The sequence below is a fragment of the Pseudomonas svalbardensis genome (assembly GCF_030053115.1).
Taxonomy (GTDB): domain Bacteria; phylum Pseudomonadota; class Gammaproteobacteria; order Pseudomonadales; family Pseudomonadaceae; genus Aquipseudomonas; species Aquipseudomonas svalbardensis.
This window is the reverse complement of record NZ_CP125619.1, coordinates 3,857,961-3,878,407: the sequence shown is the minus strand read 5'-3', so window position 1 is coordinate 3,878,407 and position 20,447 is coordinate 3,857,961. Positions and strand designations below refer to the sequence as shown.

Genomic DNA, 20,447 nt, shown 5'->3' with positions numbered 1-20,447 from the left:
GATCCTGTTATTGAAGTTAGAACTTGTTCAGGTAAATGACAGTTAATTGTCATTTTTATGATGCGCACCGTAGGAGCAAAGTTCGCTCGCGATGGCGTCGGATCTGGCGCAGTGCATAAACCTGTTTAACGACACGCGTTTAAAGACACTCGGTGTTACGTCATAAGCGGCTACAACACCTTGCGTCGTTACCTACGCGTACGCCAGAATCCGCCGGCTTGTGCGGCTATGGGGCAGGCTATATCGTTTCCCGGTCACTGCAAAACAGTGATCGGGTTTGGTAGCCCGCCTTGTAACAGCCGTATGGCAACACCTTATGCCGTCTCTTTTTTGGGACTCTGCTTTTATGGTGGTCATGCGTGGGGCTCCTTTGTGAGCGCCGGGTTTCCTGTTGCAGCCGGTCTACCAACCCGCGTATGGCCGCCACCCTTCGTTTGGTAGCGAGGGTGATGGCTCCTTAAAATCTGCAACAAGGAGCTTCATCTATGTTCAAAGTTACGCCCAACCCCCCGAATACCGGTCCAGTACCCTACGACGCCTTTATTGATCTTGACCCCAAGAAAATGAAAGAGGCGGCCGACCGCGCACTCAGCTTTTACCTCAACCCCGGGGCGTCGAAAACGCAGATACCGCCCCGCAAACCCAGCACCATTTTCACCATCGACGCAGCGGTGGATGACGAAACGTTGCTCGTCGAGGCCTGTGAATCGTTGGCATCAGCCAGCGCCCTGGTCAACGATCTCGCCGACGTAACGGACGGCCCGCGACGGCAAACGGTGCTGGTGCTGCAACGGGTGATCATGTTGGGTGAGTTAGCGGTCAATCGGGTTTTGGATAACCACAAGCCTGGGTAGCAGCCAGGCACTGTAGGAGCAAAGCTTGCTCGCGATGGCGTTCTTGAGATCGCCATCGCGGGCAAGCCATGCTCCTACGAAAAACAACGTCCATTGAATCGAGAACACACGGACATGGTTCCTTGCCTTTGCAGCATCGCTGCACGCTTGCCTCGTCATGCGCAGCATGTTCAGCGTTCACCGGGTCGTATTTCCTGGTGCTGATCTTCTTCGTGGTCATGGCCATGCTGCTGGCGATATTCTCCAGCCTGATCGATTATCGGGAACGAGGGCTGGCGTGAAAGGAGCGGAGGGCAGGTGAGCATCGATATCGAATGCGTGCTGGTCGGGGCCGGAGTGGTCGGGCTGGCGGTCGCCAGAGCCCTGGCCCGCAGCGGGCGGGAAGTGATCCTGGTCGAGGCGGGCGAGGGCATTGGCGTGGGCATCAGCTCGCGCAATTCGGAAGTGATCCACGCCGGCATTTACTACCCGAGCGGCAGCCTCAAGGCGCAATTGTGCGTGGAGGGCAAACAACGCCTTTACGCCTTTTGCGATGAGCGCGGCGTCGATTACCAGCGCCTGGGCAAGCTGATCGTGGCCACGGATGACGGTCAGTGCGCGGCCTTGCAGAAGTTGTTGGCGCAGGGTCGCAGCAACGGCGTCGATGACCTGCAATGGCTGGAGGCCGAACAGGCGCGGGAACTTGAACCGGCAGTGTCCTGCGTCGCTGCGCTCTGGTCGCCGTCCACCGGGATTGTCGATTCCCATGCCCTGATGCTGGCGCTTCAGGCGGATGCCGAGGCCAGCGGCACGTCGCTGGTTTTTCATACGCCACTGGCGTCGGCCCGTTGCACCGAGCAAGGTTTCGAACTGCAGATGGGCGGCGCCCAACCGATGACCTTGAGCTGCCGCGAGTTGATCAATTGCGCCGGACTGCCGGCACCTGAGGTGGCGAGCCGGATTGAAGGTCTGCCGTCGCAGCACGTTCCCGAGGCACGATTGTGCAAGGGCAGCTATTTCAGTTTCAGCGGCCGGGCGCCGTTCCGGCATCTGGTGTATCCGGCCCCGGAAAGTGCGGGACTGGGCGTGCACATGACGCTGGATCTGGGCGGCCAGGCGCGCTTCGGGCCGGACGTCGAATGGGTCGATCACGTCGATTATCGTGTGGATCCACGCCGAGCCGATGGGTTTTATCAGGCGATCCGGCGCTACTGGCCGGCGTTGCCCGATAACAGCCTGCAACCCGCCTACAGCGGCATCCGCCCGAAAATCACCGGACCGACCGAGCTGGCGGCCGACTTCGTCATTAGTGGCCCGGCCGAGCATGGTGTGCCGGGGCTGGTGAACCTGTTCGGAATCGAATCGCCGGGGTTGACCAGTTGCCTGGCGCTGGCTGATCGGGTGACGACGATATTAGCCACACCACGACCGGTGTAGCAGCTGCCGAGCCTGCGAGGCTGCGTTCGGCGCGGGCCGCGATCGGACGAAGCCGTCGTAGTCCGGCGAATGCGGTCTACCTGATGCAATGCGGTCTCAGGTTTTACGACTGCTTCGCAGCCGAACGCAGCCTCGCAGGCTCGGCAGCTGCTACACAGTCCGTGTTACGGCGAAGTGACCGGTAATCAGCGTTTGCAATGCCGCTCGCCCTGAGGGCTATGCTTGGCAGTGCGCCCATCACAATGGGAGACCTGCGATGATTAACGTACGCACTGCCCGCATGCTTGCCGATTACAAACGCTGGGCCAATCAACGCCTCTTTGACAGCCTGGCCGCACTGCCGCCGGGTGAGGTCAATAAAGAGCGCGTGTCGGTGTTCAAGAACATGATCGGCACCCTGAACCACATCTACGTAGTGGACTGCATCTGGCAGGCCCACCTCGAAGGCCGAGGGCACGGCTTTAAAACTTCACACGATCTGCTGCATCCCGACCTCGCTGGGTTGCGCCTGGCGCAAAAGGTCATCGATCACTGGTATTGCGACTGGAGCGAACGACAGACCGATGCCTCGCTGGATAAACCCGTCGAGTTCAGTTTTGTCTCGGGGGAAAGCGGCATCATGAGCGCCGGCGCGATACTGATGCATGTGGTCAATCACGCCAGTTATCACCGCGGCTGGGTGATCCAAATGTATTTCGAGATTCCGGTCATGCCGCCGGTCACTGACTTGCCGGTGTACCTGCGAGAGACCGACCCCGCATCTTTCCCATCGGTTAGTGCCCCGGCAGCGGCGCCGAGATATGTTGGGCAATTCGCGAGCGCAACCAACGTTCTGCCGGATCGTTATCGTTGACCCCGTTCCAGACCATGGACAGCTCGGACAGCACGATGTCAAACGGCGGGTCGTCGGCACGCAACTGGCTGCTGCCTTCGATCAGCGCGCACGCCGCGTAGTCCGGCACCGTGGCGAGCATATCGGTGCCGGCCAGCAAGGCGCGCAGGCCGGCGAATTGCGGCACCGCCAGCACCACCCGGCGTGAGCGGCCGATGCGCGCGAGGTCGTTGTCGATGGCCCCGGTCAAGTCCCCGGAAAACGACACCAGCGCGTGCGGACGTTCGCAGTATTCATCCAGGGTCAGGGTGCCGGGACGATTGTCGCCGCGCAGGATCTTGACGCTCAGGTCACCCGTGGAGAGGGGGCAAGCCCCTTCGCCACAGTAACCGATCGTTCCCACAGAGCGTGGGAACGATCATGTTACTGAGCCGGTAATCTGAGCTCCGCGCACAACCCACCCCCCTCACGATTACTCAACGTCAACGATCCCCCGATCGCCAACGCCAACTGCTGCGCAATCGCCAACCCCAACCCGGTCCCGCCGGTACTGCGGTTACGCGAGTTCTCCACGCGATAAAACGGTTCCATCACTTGGGCCAATTCTTCCTCGGCAATCCCTGGACCGCGGTCCATCACCTTCACCGACAAACTGCCGTCAGCCTTCTTTTCCACCCACAACTCGGCGGTGCCGGCGAACTTCAGCGCGTTGTCCGTCAGGTTCACCAGCACTCGCCGCAAGGCGTGCGGCCGGGTGTTGATCACCGCGTCACTTTTACCGTCGAGCTGCACGTCTTTGCCCATGTCCTGATAGTCGAACACCAGGCTGTCGAGGAACGAATCCAGATGGGTGCGGCGACTTTCCTCGGTGGCGCCATGAACGCTGCGGGCATAGGCCACGCCTTCGCGCACCAGGTGTTCTATCTCGCCAAGATCATTCCAGAGTTTGTCTTTCTCGGCGGAGTCGTCCATGAATTCGGCACGCAGTTTCATGCGGGTGATCGGGGTTTGCAGGTCGTGTGAAATCGCCGCCAGCAGTTGCATGCGTTCCTTGAGGTAAGCGGCGATGCGCGCCTGCATCGAATTGAAGGCCTTGGCGGCATGGGCGACTTCGGTCGGGCCTTTTTCGTCCAGGTGCACCGCATGGGTGTTGGGGTCCAGGGTCTCTACCGCTTGGGCGAGGCGGGTGAGGGGGCGGATGGCGATTCTCACGGCCAGCCAGGTGCAGATCAGCATCAGTGCCAGTTGCCCCAGCAACACGATGGGTAACCACGGCGACAACGGCACCATCGAGGGTCGCACGTCGATGGTTACCGGGCTGCCGTCCGCCAGTTTCAGGTGGACCTGAAAATGTTTATCCGGCCCGGGGATGTCGGTCACCGTCATCGGGTAATCCTTGCCGATGGCCTCTTTGATCGAAGTCATCGCTATGGGCGAATCGCTCATGGGCATGCCCGGCGAGCCTTCGTTCAACAAATAGCGGTAGTTACGTCGATCCAGTTGTTGCAGCCAGCTCATGCGTTCTTCGGCCGGCAAGCGGTCGAGGATGGCGATGGAGGTCGAGACGTCGGTTTCCAGATTGCCCAGCATGGTGTTCTTCGTGCTTTCGTACCGCTCGTAGTATTGCGCGCCGAAAGACAGCGCCTGCGCGAGAATCAAGCCGATCAGGAAGATCAGCGACAGCCGCGAGGCGAGGGTGCGGGGCCAACGAACGGTGAAGCTCATGATGGCGCCCCGAGTACTTCCACCGGCAGCGAAAACACATAGCCTTCACTGCGCACGGTTTTGATGTAGGCCGGTTCGCGGGCATCGTCCAGCAAGCGCTGGCGCAAGCGGCTGACCAGCAAGTCGATGGAGCGGTCGAACAGGTCAGCATCGCGGCCTTGGGTCAGGTTCAGCAGTTGATCGCGATTGAGCACCCGCTGAGGATGATCGAGGAACACCCGCAGCAACCGATATTCCGCGCCACTGAGCGCGACCATCGTGCCGTCCTCATCGAGCAAGTGCCGGGCCGAGGTGTCCAGGCGCCAGCGCCCGAAGGCCAGCAAGCGACCGCTTTCGGTGACCACCAGGTTGGGCGGTAGCATCCGTGTGCGGCGCAGCACGGCGTTGATGCGGGCGAGCAGTTCACGGGCAGCGAACGGCTTGACCAGGTAATCGTCGGCGCCCATTTCCAGGCCGATGATGCGGTCGGTTTCATCGTTGCGCGCGGTGAGCATCAGCACTGGCGTGGCCTTGTGCTTGCCGGCGCGCAACTCACGGCACAGCATCAGGCCATCGTCGCCCGGCATCATGATGTCGAGCACGATCAGGTCCACCGGCGTGGACTCCAGGAAGGTGCGCATTTGCCGTCCATCCGACACGACGGTGGTGCGCAGACCGTTCTTCTTGAGGTAGTTGCCTACCAGTTCCCGGATCTCGCGGTCATCGTCCACGATAAGAATGTGATCGACGTGTTGCATTTGGCCAGGCCTCTGTAGATGGGGGATGTCGCGCAGTCTATCGAGCCTTGGCCCGTTCGCCCGTAGCCCTTTGTATTGCAGTGTATCTGGCATATCGGCGGATACACGTGGACGCAAAAACACCCATTTTCAGGGCATTTGTATCGCTCTGTATCCCGGCCCGGTTTTGATACGTACCGATTTACACGCGTCTGTTCCCGACACAGTCGGGATACCTCGCGGGCTTCTAATAGGTTCCATCGAGGCAAGCCAAGTCGCCTCGGCCAAATCAACGATTGACCTATTGAAGCCTTGAGGAAACCACCATGAACACCAAAGCCGTCTACGCCGCTTGCCTGTTTGCCGCCCTGAACATCTGCACCTTGTCGGCCCGCGCCGAAGCCGATATCACCGCTAAAACCTACACCTACGGCACGCACCTGGACATCAAGAAAGTGGTGTCGCTGAAACAGGACGCCTCGACTTCCTGTGGGGTTGTGGATGCCCAGCTGACTTACCTGGATTCCCATAACAAAACCCAGGTTCTGGACTATCGCAAATTTGCTGATGGCTGCAACTCAGACAACTGAGTCCTGCGCTGACCCATTGCCCATCCCAATTGAAACAGGAAGCACGTCATGAACAACATCACCCGCTTTTTGACTGCCATTGCCTTCTCCGTGGCTGGCGCCGCTGCCCATGCCAACGCTGCTGTTGAAAAAAAAAGCTGTGGCAGCGCGACTTGCTTTCAACTGACGCCGGTGGCGGAGAAGGGTGGGAGCGCCTTTCTGGCAGAGGATGGTTCGGGCCGTACGCCGCAGGGGCAGTTGCTGGATACCCAGACGGCTTGAGGGTGTCAGTGGAATCGACCCCTCACCCCAGCCCTCTCCCCACGGGGGGAGAGGGGGAAAGGGAGCCGATCTCCATGCTTTTCAGAGTGTGAGTTCGACTCAGACTTTCAGGTCGCGGAATTTCTACCAAACCACTCGGTCAGTCCCCTCGCCCCCTTGGGGAGAGGGTTAGGGTGAGGGGTGAATTTCGAATCCTAACCACCATTTTCAAGGTGACAACCATGTTTCTCATCGCTTTCCTGGGCGGCATATTGACCGTACTCAGCCCCTGCATCCTTCCGGTCGTGCCGTTCCTGTTCGCCGGTGTCAAACGCACACGTTCCTCGATCCTGCTCACCCTCGGCGGCATGGTCCTGACCTTCGCCCTGATCTCCAGCCTGGCCGTGGTCAGCAGCGAGTGGGTGATACACGCCAACAACACCGGTCGCCACGTAGCGCTGATCGTGATGGCGTTGTTCGCCCTGTCGCTGATTTCCGCCCGTGTCGGTGACTGGCTGGCCCGTCCCTTCGTGGCGCTGGGCAACCGCCTCGATCCGGACACCCGCAAAATGTCCGGCCCGTTGAGTTCGATCATGATCGGCGTTGCCACCGGTCTGCTCTGGGCACCGTGCGCCGGACCGATCCTCGGGGTCATCCTCACGGGCGCCATGCTGCAAGGCGCAAACGCTCAAACCAGCCTGTTGCTGGTGGCGTACGGCCTGGGCAGCGCATTGTCCCTGGGCACCTTGATCTTCGCTGGTCGCGGCCTGGTCAATCGATTGAAGTCGTCGATCCCGGTCACCGGTTGGCTGCGTCGTGGTTCGGGTGTTGCGGTGCTGGCGGCTGCGGTGGTGATTTCCACCGGTGCCGACAAAACACTGCTGGCCGGCACCTCGTCCGAAGGCGTGACCACGGTTGAGCAACGCGTGCTGGAAACCGTGCCGAAAGTCGTCGATTACTTCATCAGCAAGGTCAACGCAGACTCGTCCATGGACAACGCCAAAGGCGCCATGCCGTCGCTGTCCGGGGCGGTCGAATGGATCAACTCACCGGCGCTGAGCAACGATTCGCTGAAAGGCAAAGTGGTGTTGGTGGATTTCTGGACCTACGACTGCATCAATTGCCAGCACACCTTGCCGTACGTGAAGGACTGGGCGAAAAAATACGAGAAGGATGGCCTGGTGGTGATCGGCGTCCACACCCCTGAATACGGTTTCGAGCGCATCATCGACAACGTCAAGGATCAGGTGAAAAAGCTCGGCATTACCTACCCGGTGGCCATCGACAACAACTACGCGATCTGGCGCAACTTCGACAACCAGTACTGGCCGGCTCACTACCTGATCGACGCCAAGGGGCAGGTGCGTTTCACCCACTTCGGTGAAGGTCGCTACGAGACTCAGGAGAAGATGATTCAGCAGTTGCTGGAAGAGGCCAAGGCCGACGCCAAAGCCTCCGCACCCGCCGCATAAACCTTCAAATCAATGGCTCACAGGCTGCACGCTGTGGGCCATTGGTTTTTTCTCCTGACTGCGCCGCCACGCCGCCGGTGGCGCTCCATACTCTCGACGAAACGCCCGGTTGAACGCCGTGTCGGTCTGGTAGCCCACCTCTTCGGCAATCCGCATCAACGAGCTGTTACTGCTGCGTAACAGGTTGGCCGCCAGCACACCTTCGCCGCCGTGTCGGCGCTCGGCGATTGGTAGCAGGGTGCAGTGAACCTGGCATTGATGAAAATCGCGCCGACCGGGCGGACGACGCGCAGCGTCTGAGACAGGGCGTCCATGGTGGTTTTCCCGTGTTGGCGGGCAGCTTTGGGTGGGGAGCTTGATTGTGAGCCTGTCGCGCCGGAGCCTGAAATCTCCGGACGATCGGGCAGGGTTGGCCGACGATCGGGCAGGACGCCAGCGTTGCCCGGCGCGATAGTTGGCACTCAGGGTCTGCCGACCCTGTCATCAATAACAAGAATGAGAGGTTGCCATGCCGAAGTTCGTCATAGAACGCGAGAATCCAGGTGCTGGAACACTGTCAGAAAGGGATTTGAAAGCGGCTTCGCAAAAGTCCTGCAGGACGTTGCGCGACTTGCCAGAGGTGCAGTGGCAGCAGAGTTATGTCACCGGCGACAAGCTCTACTGCGTGTACATCGCGCCCAACGAAGAGTTGATCAAGGAACACGCCAGGCAGAGCGATTTCCCGGCCAACCGCATTTCCCAGGTCACGGCCATCATCGATCCCACCACGGCCGAATAAGCCGGGTTGCGTTCCAACCCGCAACGGAGCGGAATTCATGAGTACACCCATTGATCTTACTGCCTTGAAAAACCGTCAAATGGCCTCTTGGGCCAGTGGCGACTATGCCGTGATCGGCACCACTTTGCAGATTGTCGGCGAGCAACTGGCCGAGGCCTGCGACCTGCTTTGCGATGAACGCGTGCTCGACGTGGCCGCCGGCAACGGCAATGCGACGCTCGCTGCCGCGCGCCGTGGTTGCCACGTCACGTCTACCGACTATGTGGCCGCGCTGCTGGAACGCGGCGAAGACCGGGCCAGGGCGGAACGCCTGGACGTGACGTTTCAAGTGGCCGACGCTGAAGCCTTGCCGTTCGAGGATGCCAGCTTCGATGTCGTGCTTTCGACTTTCGGTGTGATGTTTACGCCGGACCAGCCCAAGGCCGCCGCGGAACTGGCGCGGGTCTGTCGCCCCGGAGGGCGGATCGGCCTCGCCAACTGGACGCCCGAAGGTTTTGTCGGCCAGATGTTCAAGACCCTCGGCCGCCACCTGCCGCCACCGCCGGGCGCTCAACCGCCTTCGCAGTGGGGCACCGAAGCCTGGCTGCACACGCAGTTCGACGAGCGTGACTTTCTGCTCCAGGTGACGCGCAAGACCTTCAACTTCCGTTACCGCTCGGCCGCGCATTTCATCGACACGTTCCGCAGCTGGTACGGCCCGGTCCACAAAGCATTCGCAGCGCTGCCTCCCGAAGGCGCCCAAGCGCTGGAAAACGACCTGACCGAACTGATCAACCGCATGAACAGAGCGGGAGAAAAATCGCTGGTGGTGCCGAGTGAATACCTTGAGGTGGTGATTACGCGGCGTTGACCTGAACAAGCTTTATGACAATGCAAAACCCCTGTGGGAGCGGGCTTGCTCGCGAAGGCGGTGTCTCAGTCGACAATGATGTTGCCTGACACTCCGCCTTCGCGAGCAAGTCGAATCGTCGCACCGCCGCTCCCACATTAGATTTGTGGTGTTTTGTAGGGATCAATTACTCATCCAGCCGCTCGGTATACACCACCCAAACGCTGCACGGCATTTTGTACAGCAGATGCTCCACCGTACTGCCGATCAGCCGGCCCATGCCGCGATGGCCGATCCGGCCCATGACAATCACGTCAACGTCATAGGCGTCGGCATAGCGGGTGAGGACCTTGGCCGGGTTGCCCATGATCATGTGCCGCTGCTCCGGCGCGATGCCGTTGCGCTCGGCCAAGTCGTTGAAGGCATCCTCCTGGTAATCGAATACGGTCTTGGCCTTGCCCGACGAGAAGAATGCCGACCCGTTGTCAAAGCCGAATTCGTCGGCGCTGATGGATGAAAGGTCATAGGCGTAGACCACATCGAGCTCGGCATTACAGGCGCTCGCCAGTTTCGCCGCTTCGTGAAGGATTCGGTCGTTGAAGGTTTTGTAATGGTCATCGCGATGAAAGGGGTCGACCGCCGCGACGATCTTTCGCGGCAAAGCGTGCACGGCGTGGCTGACGAAATGCAGAGGCACCGGGCATTCGCGCAGCAAATGCACATCGAGCGGGGTAAACATCAGCCGCGACAGCAGCGATTCGTGCTCCAGCGCCTTGATCAGCACGTCCATCGGCAGCTCTTTGAGGTGAATCAGGATTTCCTCCAGCGGGCGTTCGACCCAGGCCACTTCGGTGGTGACGTGGACACCGATTTTGCGCAAGGGGCGGGCCTGTTCCTCAAGCCATTGGCGATGGCGATCGACGTAGCCCAGGCGCATCTGTTCCAGGGCCTTTTCGTTGACCAGACTGGCGGTTGCCAGGCCTTCAAGATAGTCGAAGGCGACGATGTGCAGCGCGGCGTCTTCGGCCTTGGCCAGCGCAGCGGCCCTGTCGAAAGCAGGGCTGTGTTCCATCAGCGGTGATGCAACCAGCATGAAGCGGGATTGACCAGACATGATGAACCTCCCGTGGATTAGCCGCCCGACGTGCGGCTCGTGCGACGTACATCCAGTCTCTAAGTATTGACCATGATCAACCTCCCGTCCGTAAACCGGGTGCAGGCTGAGGTTCGTGCTGAACTCAAGCGCACGTGAACGCTTAGGAGAACCCCGATGGCAACCATGAAAGCCGCGATATTCGTTGAGAAAAACCGCATCGTGCTGGATGACAAACCGATCCCCGAAGTCGGGCCGCTGGATGCGCTGGTCCGCATTACCACCACGACGATCTGCGGCACCGACGTGCACATCCTGCGGGGTGAATACCCGGTGGCTAAAGGGCTGACCATCGGTCACGAACCGGTGGGCATCATCGAACGGCTGGGCTCGCAGGTGCGTGGTTTTGTCGAAGGACAGCGGGTGATTGCCGGCGCCATTACCCCCAGCGGACAAAGTTACGCCTGCCTGTGCGGTTGCAGCTCACAGGATGGCCCGGACACCCGCCATGGCTTTCGCGCTGCCGGTGGCTGGAAGTTCGGCAACACCATCGATGGCTGCCAGGCCGAGTATGTGCTGGTGCCGGATGCGTTGGCCAACCTGTGCCCGATCCCCGATGGCCTCAGCGACGAACAGGTGCTGATGTGCCCGGACATCATGTCCACGGGGTTTTCCGGGGCGGAGCGGGGCGAGGTCAAGATTGGCGATACCGTCGCGGTGTTCGCCCTCGGGCCAATCGGCCTATGTGCCGTGGCCGGCGCGCGCCTCAAGGGCGCCACCACCATTATCGGCATCGATACTGTCGCTGAACGAATGAGCGTCGCCCGGCAGTTGGGAGCGACCCACGTGGTCAACTTCAAGGACGGCGACGTGGTTGCGCAGATCATGGCCCTGACCGACGGTCGAGGTGTCGACGTGGCCATCGAAGCGCTGGGCACTCAAGGCACTTTCGAGTCCGCACTGCGGGTGTTGCGCCCCGGTGGTCGTTTGTCCAGCCTGGGGGTTTACTCCAGTGATCTGCGCATTCCACTCGAAGCCTTTGCCGCGGGGCTCGGGGATTTCAGCATCGTCAGCACCCTGTGCCCCGGCGGAAAAGAACGCATGCGACGGTTGATGGCGGTGGTGCAAAGCGGTGGCGTCGACCTGTCGTCGCTGGTGACGCATCGCTTCAAACTCGACGACATCGAAGCCGCCTATGAGTTGTTTGCGCATCAGCGGGACGGGGTGATGAAGGTTGCGATTACGCCTTGAGGTAGTCCGAAGCTGACCGACACTCAAGTGTTTTCTGCCGAGTCTCTGGCATTGAGCCGATCAGCTTCCACCCGGTAAATCTCGGCTGCTTAAAAAGAAACCTCTGTCGGTTGCGACAACCGCAGTACCGACAGATCGCCGGTCATGCGCTTCCAGGCCAGGCGAATCGCTTCGATGTCATTGCCATGCCGGGCATCGTTCTCGTGGACAATCACGATGGCTTTGGTGCCCAGGCGCTCCGGCTCCCTGGCGCCGTGGTCGCGCCACTGGCCGTAGGCATCCAGCATGCTGAAACCGTCCGGAAAGCGTGGTGTGACTTCCTGATCGAGAAACTCGCGCCAGCGAGCGGGGCTGATCACACCTTCCTTGCTCTCCAATGGCCCCACCGAAAAATACAGTTCGGTGCGGACCCATTGCGCCTGTGCCGGACGCGAGGCATCGCCTTGCAGTGTCGAACTGGCGGGATCTTTTGTATGAACGGAAACGGGCGGCGGGCTGGCACACCCGGCAACTGCCAGGAAAAGTGCGGCCAGTAAAAGGCGTTTAGGCATGGCACGTCCTTATTGAGCTGATAGGCAGCTGAATTTAAAAAAACCGGATCCTGTTTAGATCGATTATTTCTTTCGGTTATTTATATAGCTGTTGTTCGCATATCCATGACCTATAAAAACGCGCCATGACTTTGTCTGGGGCCGTGATAACAGCGGCCTGGTCGTTGTAACAGCAATGATTGCCCTGAAGGCCCCACTTGGGCGGTTCTAACGTCCGTTTTTGCTGTTCGATCATCATCTTGTCGCCTCTGCGTCAGTCCTTAGAATTCACTCCATCAGCTTCGTCCAACTGTTCAATCCTTCAGGGAGCAACACCAAGATGAACGCCATGCAAATGCAAATGCCGATGAACACCACCATGCCAATGCTGCCGATGATGGGGATGCCGATGCCACCGATGAAGTGCGTGATGGAATGCACACTGATGGCCGACTGCATGATGTGCAAAATCATGCCGATGGCCGGCATGAACATGGACATGATGAAAAACTGCTGCATCCTGATGATAAAAATGATGAACGACTGCAGCATGCCGATGATGATGAGCTGCAATGGCAAGCCGCTGATGTGCTGCACCTGCTGATCCCTGAAGCATAAAAAAGCCCCCGCGGTCATACAGCCGCCGGGGCTTTTGCATTCCAGCAAACACCACAGATCCCTGTGAAAGAGATTCCTGTGGGAGCTCGCTCCCACATTGTTTTTCGTTCAGTCCAGGCGTTCTGGGTACGTCACCACCAGATAGGCCACTGCCTGACTGTCGGCCGGGTTGCGGTTGCGGTGGGGCTGGTCGGCATAGAACAGGGGATGAAAGTTCGGCGGCCGAGTTGGCCGCGCGCGAGGATATCCAGAACTGTTACTTGGGGGCCGTGGGGTAGGGCACTGTTGAACACTAACTGCACATGACGCTAACGGCCTTCGCGGCGCGTTGCAGTTCTTGTTTAACGTCGACCGGTATCCGCTGTTTCACGAGTCGTTGCTCGAGGAATGTCTGATCGCCTCGGGTATCAACCTGAGCGTCAATAGCCTTATCCTCTGCTTCGATGGTGGCAGCGTGAGCCTCTATGACCGAGTCGACCTCAGCGTCGCTCTTGGCGGCGTCGAGCGCACCAATGAGTGTCGCCACTTCGTCTTCTTCAGCTTTGCCATAGGCTTCTACAGACAGTCCGGCAGCCAACGCCCGCGCCCGGATTTCCACGCCTTTCAGCGTCTGCTTGGCCTGTCCGCACAGCATGTCCTGTTTTTGGCTTTCGACGATTTTCCATTGGAAAAATCCATACGTCATCGTGCCGATAATCGCTACGGTGATACCACCGATCAGGATCCGTTTCATGGCTACAGTCGTGAAAGTCTGGGGATTGTGAGTTCGGTGGACATCGCTTCGTTCTCTATTCGAGGAAATGAAAGCGTAGCACCGGAACCCGGTCCAGCCCCGTCCAATGTCAATGCAAATTACAGTAGTGAAGGAGCGGCGTGTCTTCAAGATTATGGCGCATTAATTAACTCTGTCACATCGGCCAACGTCGGAGCGTGGGCCCCGGCATGGCGGCAGGACAGGGATGCGCAAGCTGATGAAAATCGCAAGCGATCCGCCAAATCGGTCATTCCGAGCAACTCCGATGCCAGCCAACCGGCCATGCAAGCGTCTCCTGCACCTACCGTATCGGCCACGTCTACGGCGATAGCCGGCTGCTCGTACCGCCTGTTGGGGGTATAGAGAACCATGCCGTGTTCACCTCGGGTAAACAGGATTTCAGCCACTGGATTCAGTGCGCGAAGCTCGTCCAATGCCTGGTGTTCGGTGAGCCCTGGATAAAGGTGCCGAAGGTCTTCGTCGGAAAGTTTAATCATGTCGGCCAGGGCGGTCATCGTCGGGAACGTCTGCTGCCGATAACGGCTGTCCATCAAATTACGCCAGTTCGGATCGTAGCTAATCCGTTTACCCACGTCTTTGGCCTGCTGAGCGAGTTTTACCAATCGGTCGCCAAGCGGCTGACGAGTCAGGCTGATACAGCTGAAATGGCACACCAGGGCATGGTCAATCCATCCTTCCGGCATCAGACCCGGATCGAAAAACTGATCGGCATCTCCAGCAAAAAAATATCGTGGAGGGCGGCTCGATGGAACGATGGCCACCAAGGGGTCTCGGTCTACTCGTTGGATAAATCGCCCGTCCAGACCTGCCGCCTCTGACTGCCGGGCGATCTCGTCGCCCAGGGAGTCCGTGCTGATAGAGCCTGCGAAAGCGCTGCTGACGCCCAAGCGACTTAGCGCTCGTGCAACGTTCCAGGGCGCGCCGCCTGGATAGCCTTTCCATTGTCCGGGGATGCCTTGGACAAGGTCGGTCAGGGCTTCGCCAAATACGACTGCGCGAGGCAATACCATCGTCATTTCCTCAATGTTTTCTCAGAGGAGTGCTGCTGGCTGATCGGAGTCGATCGCGGGGCATCATTCACTCAATGGGCGTTGCTGAAAGGCAGGGAGGGGTGAGCACCGTTGCGATTGAATAACGTCATCGCCATTGCTCGACGATATTCGCTCGGTGTCTGTTCCATTTCGATGCGAAAGTGCCTGTTGAAGTTAGAAAGGTTTTCATAGCCAACCTCAAAGCAGATGTCCGCCACTGACCTCTCTGTTTGCAATAACAGCCTGCAGGCGCGCTGAACCCTGAGCTTGCGCATGAGATCGATGAAGCCGTGGCCGGTAATCCTTTTGAAGAAACGCGAAAAACCGGGCTCGCTCATCTCCAGGCGCTGAGCGATAACCGACAGGCGAATGTCGCCTGTGAGCTCAGTCAGTAGATAGTCAAATGCCTTGTTGATGCGCTCGGAACTGCGGGCATCCAGGGTGGGCGCGTAGCACGCGCTGGCGAGCAAGTGAACGTCAGGCGAGGGGGCTTTCATCAGCGCGTTGATCAATTGCAGGAACAGAATCAAACGCTCGAGCCCTTGCGCCGGGCCTATGTCTTCCAGCAGTCGTGCTGCCTGTGCAGCCGTTGTCCCGGTGAATTCCAGGCCGCGACGTGCTTGTTCGAAAAGGTTTTGCAGCTCGCCCAGCTCAGGCATCGTTGCGCGTAAGGCCAAAATGGCTGCGCCATCAAACTGCAGCACCACATCGCGCCCCGCCAGGTATTCACCTGGCGCGAGATCCCCTATCCAGTCATGGGGAAGGTCGGGGCCGATGAGCGCCACGTGACCTGCACCGAACGCACCGATGTAATCGCCCGCGACGAGCTTGCCGCTGCCTTGGCGGATCAGATGAATTTCGAATTCAGGGTGATGGTTCCAGCGAGCCAGGGAGTAGGGGTAATCGTGTTCGTACCAGCGAAAGCAATGATCGGGCTCTGGAAGAATGACCTCGAGCTCGGCGGGTCGCTGCTCAAACAGGGTTGCTCGGGAATCAGGCATCTCATGCCCCTTTTTTGTTCTTCGAATGTGACCAACATACGCCTACTCGTCCGGCACCTGCTAGCTCACGTATTGCCTGCAACTGATACTTTTTTGATCTCGGGCCGCTCTGCTGCGTTCGGTTAAAAAAGTATCAGATGAGCATCCGCTATGCGTTTGTCCGGGCTTTTTTAAGCTGTTGTAATCCAGTCGTCCACCATTGCCGGTCAGACGTATTTGATCAGCGGTGGTTAACAAACAAAAATAATAGCTCCCGTCGTTCAAGGCGCGGAGCGGAGAGCACTACGATGAAAATCCCGAAAGCGCTTTTCCTTTCCGCTGGCCTATCCTTCGCCCTTGTCAGTCAAGCCGCTGAAACAGTGACCATTGCCACCGTCAACAATGGCGACATGATCCGGATGCAGCGGCTCTCCAAAGTGTTTGAACAGCAGCATCCTGATGTGAAGCTCAATTGGGTGGTGCTGGAAGAAAACGTCCTGCGTCAGCGCCTGACCACCGATATCGCCACTCAGGGCGGACAGTTCGATGTGCTGACGATTGGTACCTATGAAACGCCGCTTTGGGGGGCCAAGAGTTGGCTCGAGCCCATCACGGGGCTGCCACCCGAGTACGACCTGGAAGACATCTTCCCTTCGGTACGCCAAGGCCTGTCAGTCAACAACACGCTCTACGCCTTGCCTTTCTATGGCGAAAGCACGATCACCTATTACCGCACCGATCTGTTCAAGCAAGCAGGCCTGAGCATGCCGGAGCACCCGACCTGGACGCAGCTCGGCGAATTTGCCTCCAGGCTCCACCAGCCTGACAAAGGGCAGTACGGCATGTGCCTGCGCGGTAAGGCCGGTTGGGGCGAGAACATCGCGCTGATGAGCACCATGGCCAACGCCTTTGGTGCCCGTTGGTTCGATGAAAAGTGGCAGCCGGAACTGTCCAGCCCTGAGTGGACAGCAGCGGCGCACTTCTACGTTGATACGCTCAAGAAGTTTGGGCCGCCGGGCGTGTCGAGCAATGGTTTCAACGAAACCCTCGCGCTGTTCAACAGCGGTAAATGCGCGATCTGGGTGGATGCCAGCGTCGCGGGCTCGTTCACCACCGATAAAGAGCAGAGTAAGGTTGTCGACAGTGTGGGCTTTGCGCCTGCACCGACTGAGGTGACCGACAAAGGTTCGTCATGGCTGTATGCGTGGTCGCTGGCGATACCGGCAACCTCCAAACACAAAGACACCGCAAAGGCCTTTATCACGTGGGCAACGTCGAAAGAATACATCCAGCTTGTCGCTGAAAAGGACGGCATCACCAACGTACCGCCAGGCACGCGGCAGTCCACCTACAACGAGGCCTATTTGAAGGCTGCACCTTTCGCGCAAGTGACCTTGCAGATGATGCAGCACGCAGATCCCGCGCACCCATCGATCAAGGCTGTTCCTTACGTTGGCATCCAGTACGTCACCATTCCCGAATTCCAGGCGATCGGCACGTCTGTAGGGAAACTTTTTTCGGCGGCGCTCACCGGGCAGATGTCGGTTGATCAAGCCCTCGCCGCCGCACAGGCCTCCACCGAACGTGAAATGAAGCGCGCCGGTTACCCCAAGTAACCCGCCATTTCAATGTGGGAGCGAGCCTGCTCGCGAAGAGGTCGGTACATCCGATGCATCTCTGGCGACTGGAACACCGCTTTCGCGAGCAGGCTCGCTCCCACAGTTGATCTTCATATGTCTGTTCCTTATCGGTTCTATCGCCATGAATATTTCAACTGCCAAAGCTCACATGGACATTCCCCAACCGGTGCGTAAAAGCCGGTTGGCCAACCCCGGCTGGTTCCTGGTCAGCCCCTCGGTGGCGTTGTTGCTGCTGTGGATGATCGTGCCGCTGGGCATGACCGTTTACTTCTCGCTGATCCGCTACAACCTGCTCTACCCCGGCGAGAACGAGTTCGTCGGGCTTGAGAACTTCAGCTACTTCCTCAGCGATTCGGGTTTTCTGCCCGGCGCCACCAACACCTTGTTGCTGGTCGGCAGCGTGCTGTTGATCAGCGTGGTGTTCGGCGTGTTGATCAGTGCACTGCTGGAGGCCAGTGAGTTTCTCGGTCGCGGCATCGTCCGGGTGATGCTGATCTCGCCGTTTTTCATCATGCCCACCGTCGGTGCGCTGATCTGGAAGAACCTGATATTCCATCCGGTGTCCGGGATTCTCGCCTACGTCTGGAAGCTGTTCGGCGCGCAGCCGGTGGACTGGCTGGCGCACTACCCGCTGCTGTCGATCATCATCATTGTGTCCTGGCAATGGCTGCCGTTTGCGATCCTGATCTTGATGACCGCCATGCAGTCCCTCGACCAGGAACAGAAGGAAGCTGCGCGCCTCGACGGTGCCGGGCCGATCGCGATTTTCTGGCACCTGACCTTGCCGCACCTGGCACGGCCGATTGCGGTGGTGGTGATGATCGAAACCATCTTCCTGCTCTCGGTGTTCGCCGAAATCTTCACCACCACCAACGGCGGCCCCGGCTACGCCTCGACCAACCTCGCCTACCTGATCTACAACCAGGCGCTGGTGCAGTTCGACGTCGGCATGGCGTCCGCCGGTGGTTTGATCGCGGTGGTGATCGCCAACATCGCGGCCATCGTGCTGGTGCGCATGATCGGCAAAAACCTGACAGACAAAGCCTGAGGCCTGCGCCATGACCCTTCAACAATCCCGCCGTCTGCAAAGCCTGCTGCTCGGCACCCTGGCCTGGGCCATCGCGATCCTGATCTTCTTCCCGATCTTCTGGATGGTGCTGACCAGTTTCAAAACCGAAATCGATGCCTTCGCCACGCCGCCGCAGTTCATCTTCACCCCGACGCTGGAGAATTACCTGCACATCAACGAGCGCAGCGATTACTTCAGCTTCGCCTGGAACTCGGTGGTGATTTCCTTCAGCGCTACAGCGCTGTGCCTGCTGATCGCGGTGCCGGCGGCGTACTCGATGGCGTTCTACGAAACCCAACGCACCAAAGGCACGCTGCTGTGGATGCTCTCCACCAAGATGCTGCCACCGGTGGGCGTGCTGATGCCGATCTACCTGCTGGCCAAGAGTTTCGGCCTGCTGGACACGCGCATCGCGCTGATCGTCATCTACACGCTGATCAACCTGCCGATCGTGGTCTGGATGATTTACACCTACTTCAAAGACATCCCCAAGGACATCCTCGAAGCCGCGCGCCTCGACGGTGCCACGCTGTGGCAGGAAATGGTCCGGGTGCTGCTGCCAATCGCCAAGGGCGGCCTGGCGTCCACGGTGCTGTTGTCGCTGATCCTGTGCTGGAACGAGGCTTTCTGGTCCTTGAACCTGACCTCGTCGAAAGCCGCACCGCTGACCGCGTTGATCGCTTCGTACTCAAGTCCCGAAGGTCTGTTCTGGGCCAAGTTGTCGGCGGTGTCGACGCTGGCCTGCGCGCCGATCCTGATCTTCGGCTGGATCAGCCAGAAACAATTGGTCCGCGGCCTGTCGTTCGGCGCCGTGAAATAGTCCTTAAAGAATTAGACAAAAGGAGCGCCACCATGGCCAACCTGAAAATCAAGAATCTGCAAAAAGGCTTCGAAGGCTTTTCCATCATCAAAGGCATCGACCTGGAAGTGAACGACCGTGAGTTCGTGGTGTTCGTCGGCCCGTCGGGCTGCGGCAAATCCACGTTGCTGCGCCTGATTGCCGGCCTGGAAGAAGTCAGCGGCGGCACCATCGAACTGGATGGCCGCGACATCACCGAAGTCAGCCCGGCCAAGCGCGACCTGGCGATGGTGTTCCAGACCTACGCCTTGTACCCGCACATGACGGTGCGCAAGAACATGTCCTTCGCGCTGGATCTGGCGGGTGATAACAAGCAGGACGTCGAGCGCAAGGTGACTGAGGTTGCACGGATCCTGGAGCTGGAACGCCTGCTGGAGCGCAAGCCGAAGCAACTGTCCGGTGGTCAGCGTCAGCGCGTGGCCATCGGCCGGGCCATCGTGCGCAATCCGAAAATCTTTCTGTTCGACGAGCCGCTGTCCAACCTCGACGCCGCCCTGCGGGTGCAGATGCGCCTGGAGCTATCCCGGCTGCATAAAGAACTGCAGGCCACGATGATCTACGTGACTCATGATCAGGTCGAAGCCATGACGCTCGCCACCAAGGTGGTGGTGCTCAACGGCGGTCGTATCGAGCAGATTGGCTCGCCGCTCGAGCTTTATCACCAACCGGCCAATCTGTTCGTAGCAGGTTTTTTGGGCACCCCGAAAATGGGCTTTCTCAAGGCCACCGTGGTTGCCAACAGTCATCAGGGCGTAGAGGTCGAACTGACCTCCGGTCGACGTCTGCTGATCCCTCGTGATGGAAGCACATTGGGCAAGGGCAACGAGGTCACCGTGGGAATACGTCCCGAACACCTCAGCCTGGATGATCAAGGGCAACTGCCCATCACCACGGACGTCACCGAACGCCTGGGCAGTGACACCTTCTGCCACGTCGTCGCCAAGTCCGGTGAAGCACTCACCGTACGAGTCAATGGCGACTGCGACGTCGCTTATGGAGAGCAGCGGTGGGTCGCGCTGGACGTTTCGCATTGCCATTTGTTCGATGAACACGGCAAGGCTGTCGCCCCGTTGGTGCGTCGCGCCGCCTGATCTTAATCCACTTCAATGCCCTCGGTTGGGCGTACTCGACATTCAAGAAAACGGATGA

At 59.2% G+C, this 20,447-nt stretch carries 21 protein-coding genes and 4 pseudogenes; 15 read left to right on the top strand and 10 right to left on the bottom strand.

The annotated features are described in order from the left end of the window. The first annotated feature begins 485 nt into the window (after positions 1–485). From QFX16_RS17890 to QFX16_RS17875, 4 genes are all read left to right on the top strand, one after another. A complete protein-coding gene (locus QFX16_RS17890) occupies positions 486–854 on the top strand; it encodes a DUF6124 family protein (protein ID WP_283180741.1) in 369 nt (122 codons plus the stop codon). A gap of 122 nt (positions 855–976) precedes the next feature. Further along, entirely contained in the window at positions 977–1,135 is a 159-nt protein-coding gene (locus QFX16_RS17885) for a hypothetical protein (protein ID WP_283184662.1), read from the top strand. 16 nt (positions 1,136–1,151) lie between these two features. After that, positions 1,152–2,270 (top strand): NAD(P)/FAD-dependent oxidoreductase, encoded by a 1,119-nt coding sequence (locus QFX16_RS17880; RefSeq protein WP_283180740.1) that lies wholly within the window; start codon positions 1,152–1,154, stop codon positions 2,268–2,270. 256 nt (positions 2,271–2,526) lie between these two features. Next, positions 2,527–3,123 carry a DinB family protein gene (locus tag QFX16_RS17875; RefSeq protein WP_283180739.1) on the top strand — a complete coding sequence of 199 codons (597 nt, stop codon included), beginning with the start codon at positions 2,527–2,529 and terminating at the stop codon, positions 3,121–3,123. Here the strand turns inward: QFX16_RS17875 and QFX16_RS17870 are convergent. The 3 genes and pseudogenes from QFX16_RS17870 to QFX16_RS17860 form a co-directional block, all read right to left on the bottom strand. Further along, a pseudogene (locus QFX16_RS17870) lies at positions 3,044–3,454 on the bottom strand (LysR substrate-binding domain-containing protein); the annotation flags it as partial. The gene QFX16_RS17875 and the pseudogene QFX16_RS17870 sit on opposite strands and share 80 nt — an antisense overlap. 71 nt (positions 3,455–3,525) lie before the next feature. Continuing rightward, positions 3,526–4,827: an ATP-binding protein gene (locus QFX16_RS17865; protein WP_283180738.1), complete on the bottom strand. Its 1,302-nt coding sequence runs from the start codon at positions 4,825–4,827 to the stop codon at positions 3,526–3,528. Beyond that, on the bottom strand, positions 4,824–5,564 hold the full coding sequence (locus QFX16_RS17860) for a response regulator (protein WP_283180737.1): 741 nt from the start codon (positions 5,562–5,564) through the stop codon (positions 4,824–4,826). Before QFX16_RS17860 ends, QFX16_RS17865 begins: the two co-directional genes overlap by 4 nt. Before the next feature lie 305 nt (positions 5,565–5,869). Here QFX16_RS17860 and QFX16_RS17855 point away from each other — a divergent pair, with 305 nt between their 5' ends. The 3 genes from QFX16_RS17855 to QFX16_RS17845 all read left to right on the top strand — a co-directional run bounded on the left by QFX16_RS17855 (position 5,870) and on the right by QFX16_RS17845 (position 7,845). Continuing rightward, positions 5,870–6,133: a DUF2790 domain-containing protein gene (locus QFX16_RS17855; RefSeq protein ID WP_283180736.1), complete on the top strand. Its 264-nt coding sequence runs from the start codon at positions 5,870–5,872 to the stop codon at positions 6,131–6,133. Positions 6,134–6,181: 48 nt separating this feature from the next. Continuing rightward, positions 6,182–6,394: a hypothetical protein gene (locus QFX16_RS17850; RefSeq protein WP_283180735.1), complete on the top strand. Its 213-nt coding sequence runs from the start codon at positions 6,182–6,184 to the stop codon at positions 6,392–6,394. A gap of 221 nt (positions 6,395–6,615) precedes the next feature. After that, on the top strand, positions 6,616–7,845 hold the full coding sequence (locus tag QFX16_RS17845) for a cytochrome c biogenesis protein DipZ (RefSeq protein ID WP_283180734.1): 1,230 nt from the start codon (positions 6,616–6,618) through the stop codon (positions 7,843–7,845). A 9-nt stretch (positions 7,846–7,854) separates the two neighbouring features. Here QFX16_RS17845 and QFX16_RS17840 read toward each other — a convergent pair. After that, positions 7,855–8,043: pseudogene (locus tag QFX16_RS17840) on the bottom strand (helix-turn-helix domain-containing protein); the annotation flags it as partial. A gap of 310 nt (positions 8,044–8,353) precedes the next feature. On the opposite strand from QFX16_RS17840, the gene QFX16_RS17835 reads away from it, so the two are divergent. Beyond that, complete coding sequence (locus QFX16_RS17835) at positions 8,354–8,623, top strand: DUF4242 domain-containing protein (protein ID WP_283180733.1); 270 nt, start codon at positions 8,354–8,356, stop codon at positions 8,621–8,623. A gap of 37 nt (positions 8,624–8,660) precedes the next feature. After that, the gene (locus tag QFX16_RS17830; RefSeq protein ID WP_283180732.1) at positions 8,661–9,473 is read left to right on the top strand and encodes a class I SAM-dependent methyltransferase; all 813 of its coding nucleotides are present in this window, start codon (positions 8,661–8,663) and stop codon (positions 9,471–9,473) included. 166 nt (positions 9,474–9,639) lie between these two features. Here QFX16_RS17830 and QFX16_RS17825 read toward each other — a convergent pair whose 3' ends face one another. Then, positions 9,640–10,566: a universal stress protein gene (locus QFX16_RS17825; RefSeq protein ID WP_283180731.1), complete on the bottom strand. Its 927-nt coding sequence runs from the start codon at positions 10,564–10,566 to the stop codon at positions 9,640–9,642. A gap of 156 nt (positions 10,567–10,722) precedes the next feature. On the opposite strand from QFX16_RS17825, the gene QFX16_RS17820 reads away from it, so the two are divergent. Beyond that, positions 10,723–11,796 carry an NAD(P)-dependent alcohol dehydrogenase gene (locus tag QFX16_RS17820; protein ID WP_283180730.1) on the top strand — a complete coding sequence of 358 codons (1,074 nt, stop codon included), beginning with the start codon at positions 10,723–10,725 and terminating at the stop codon, positions 11,794–11,796. 89 nt (positions 11,797–11,885) lie between these two features. On the opposite strand, the gene QFX16_RS17815 is transcribed toward QFX16_RS17820, so the two are convergent. After that, the gene (locus tag QFX16_RS17815; protein ID WP_283180729.1) at positions 11,886–12,347 is read right to left on the bottom strand and encodes a DUF3574 domain-containing protein; all 462 of its coding nucleotides are present in this window, start codon (positions 12,345–12,347) and stop codon (positions 11,886–11,888) included. Between the two features lie 334 nt (positions 12,348–12,681). On the opposite strand from QFX16_RS17815, the pseudogene QFX16_RS29560 reads away from it, so the two are divergent. Then, positions 12,682–12,930 (top strand): annotated as a pseudogene (locus tag QFX16_RS29560) (hypothetical protein); the annotation flags it as partial. Positions 12,931–13,052: 122 nt separating this feature from the next. On the opposite strand, the pseudogene QFX16_RS17805 reads toward QFX16_RS29560, so the two are convergent. From QFX16_RS17805 to QFX16_RS17790, 4 genes and pseudogenes are all read right to left on the bottom strand, one after another. After that, positions 13,053–13,148, bottom strand: a pseudogene (locus tag QFX16_RS17805) (helix-turn-helix domain-containing protein); the annotation flags it as partial. An 88-nt stretch (positions 13,149–13,236) separates the two neighbouring features. Beyond that, positions 13,237–13,677: a hypothetical protein gene (locus QFX16_RS17800; protein WP_283180727.1), complete on the bottom strand. Its 441-nt coding sequence runs from the start codon at positions 13,675–13,677 to the stop codon at positions 13,237–13,239. A 152-nt stretch (positions 13,678–13,829) separates the two neighbouring features. Beyond that, the gene (locus tag QFX16_RS17795) at positions 13,830–14,729 is read right to left on the bottom strand and encodes a carbohydrate kinase family protein (RefSeq protein ID WP_283180726.1); all 900 of its coding nucleotides are present in this window, start codon (positions 14,727–14,729) and stop codon (positions 13,830–13,832) included. 71 nt (positions 14,730–14,800) lie between these two features. After that, positions 14,801–15,751, bottom strand: a complete 951-nt coding sequence (locus QFX16_RS17790; RefSeq protein WP_283180725.1) for an AraC family transcriptional regulator — start codon at positions 15,749–15,751, stop codon at positions 14,801–14,803. Between the two features lie 287 nt (positions 15,752–16,038). Between QFX16_RS17790 and QFX16_RS17785 the strand changes: the two genes are divergently transcribed. The 4 genes from QFX16_RS17785 to QFX16_RS17770 all read left to right on the top strand — a co-directional run bounded on the left by QFX16_RS17785 (position 16,039) and on the right by QFX16_RS17770 (position 20,389). After that, complete coding sequence (locus QFX16_RS17785) at positions 16,039–17,346, top strand: ABC transporter substrate-binding protein (protein ID WP_283184597.1); 1,308 nt, start codon at positions 16,039–16,041, stop codon at positions 17,344–17,346. Between the two features lie 145 nt (positions 17,347–17,491). Beyond that, positions 17,492–18,418 carry a carbohydrate ABC transporter permease gene (locus QFX16_RS17780; RefSeq protein WP_046055095.1) on the top strand — a complete coding sequence of 309 codons (927 nt, stop codon included), beginning with the start codon at positions 17,492–17,494 and terminating at the stop codon, positions 18,416–18,418. A gap of 10 nt (positions 18,419–18,428) precedes the next feature. Next, positions 18,429–19,259, top strand: coding sequence for a carbohydrate ABC transporter permease (locus QFX16_RS17775; protein ID WP_007936731.1), 831 nt, complete (start codon positions 18,429–18,431; stop codon positions 19,257–19,259). A 32-nt stretch (positions 19,260–19,291) separates the two neighbouring features. Further along, positions 19,292–20,389, top strand: a complete 1,098-nt coding sequence (locus QFX16_RS17770) for an ABC transporter ATP-binding protein (protein WP_283180724.1) — start codon at positions 19,292–19,294, stop codon at positions 20,387–20,389. Positions 20,390–20,447 lie beyond the last annotated feature (58 nt).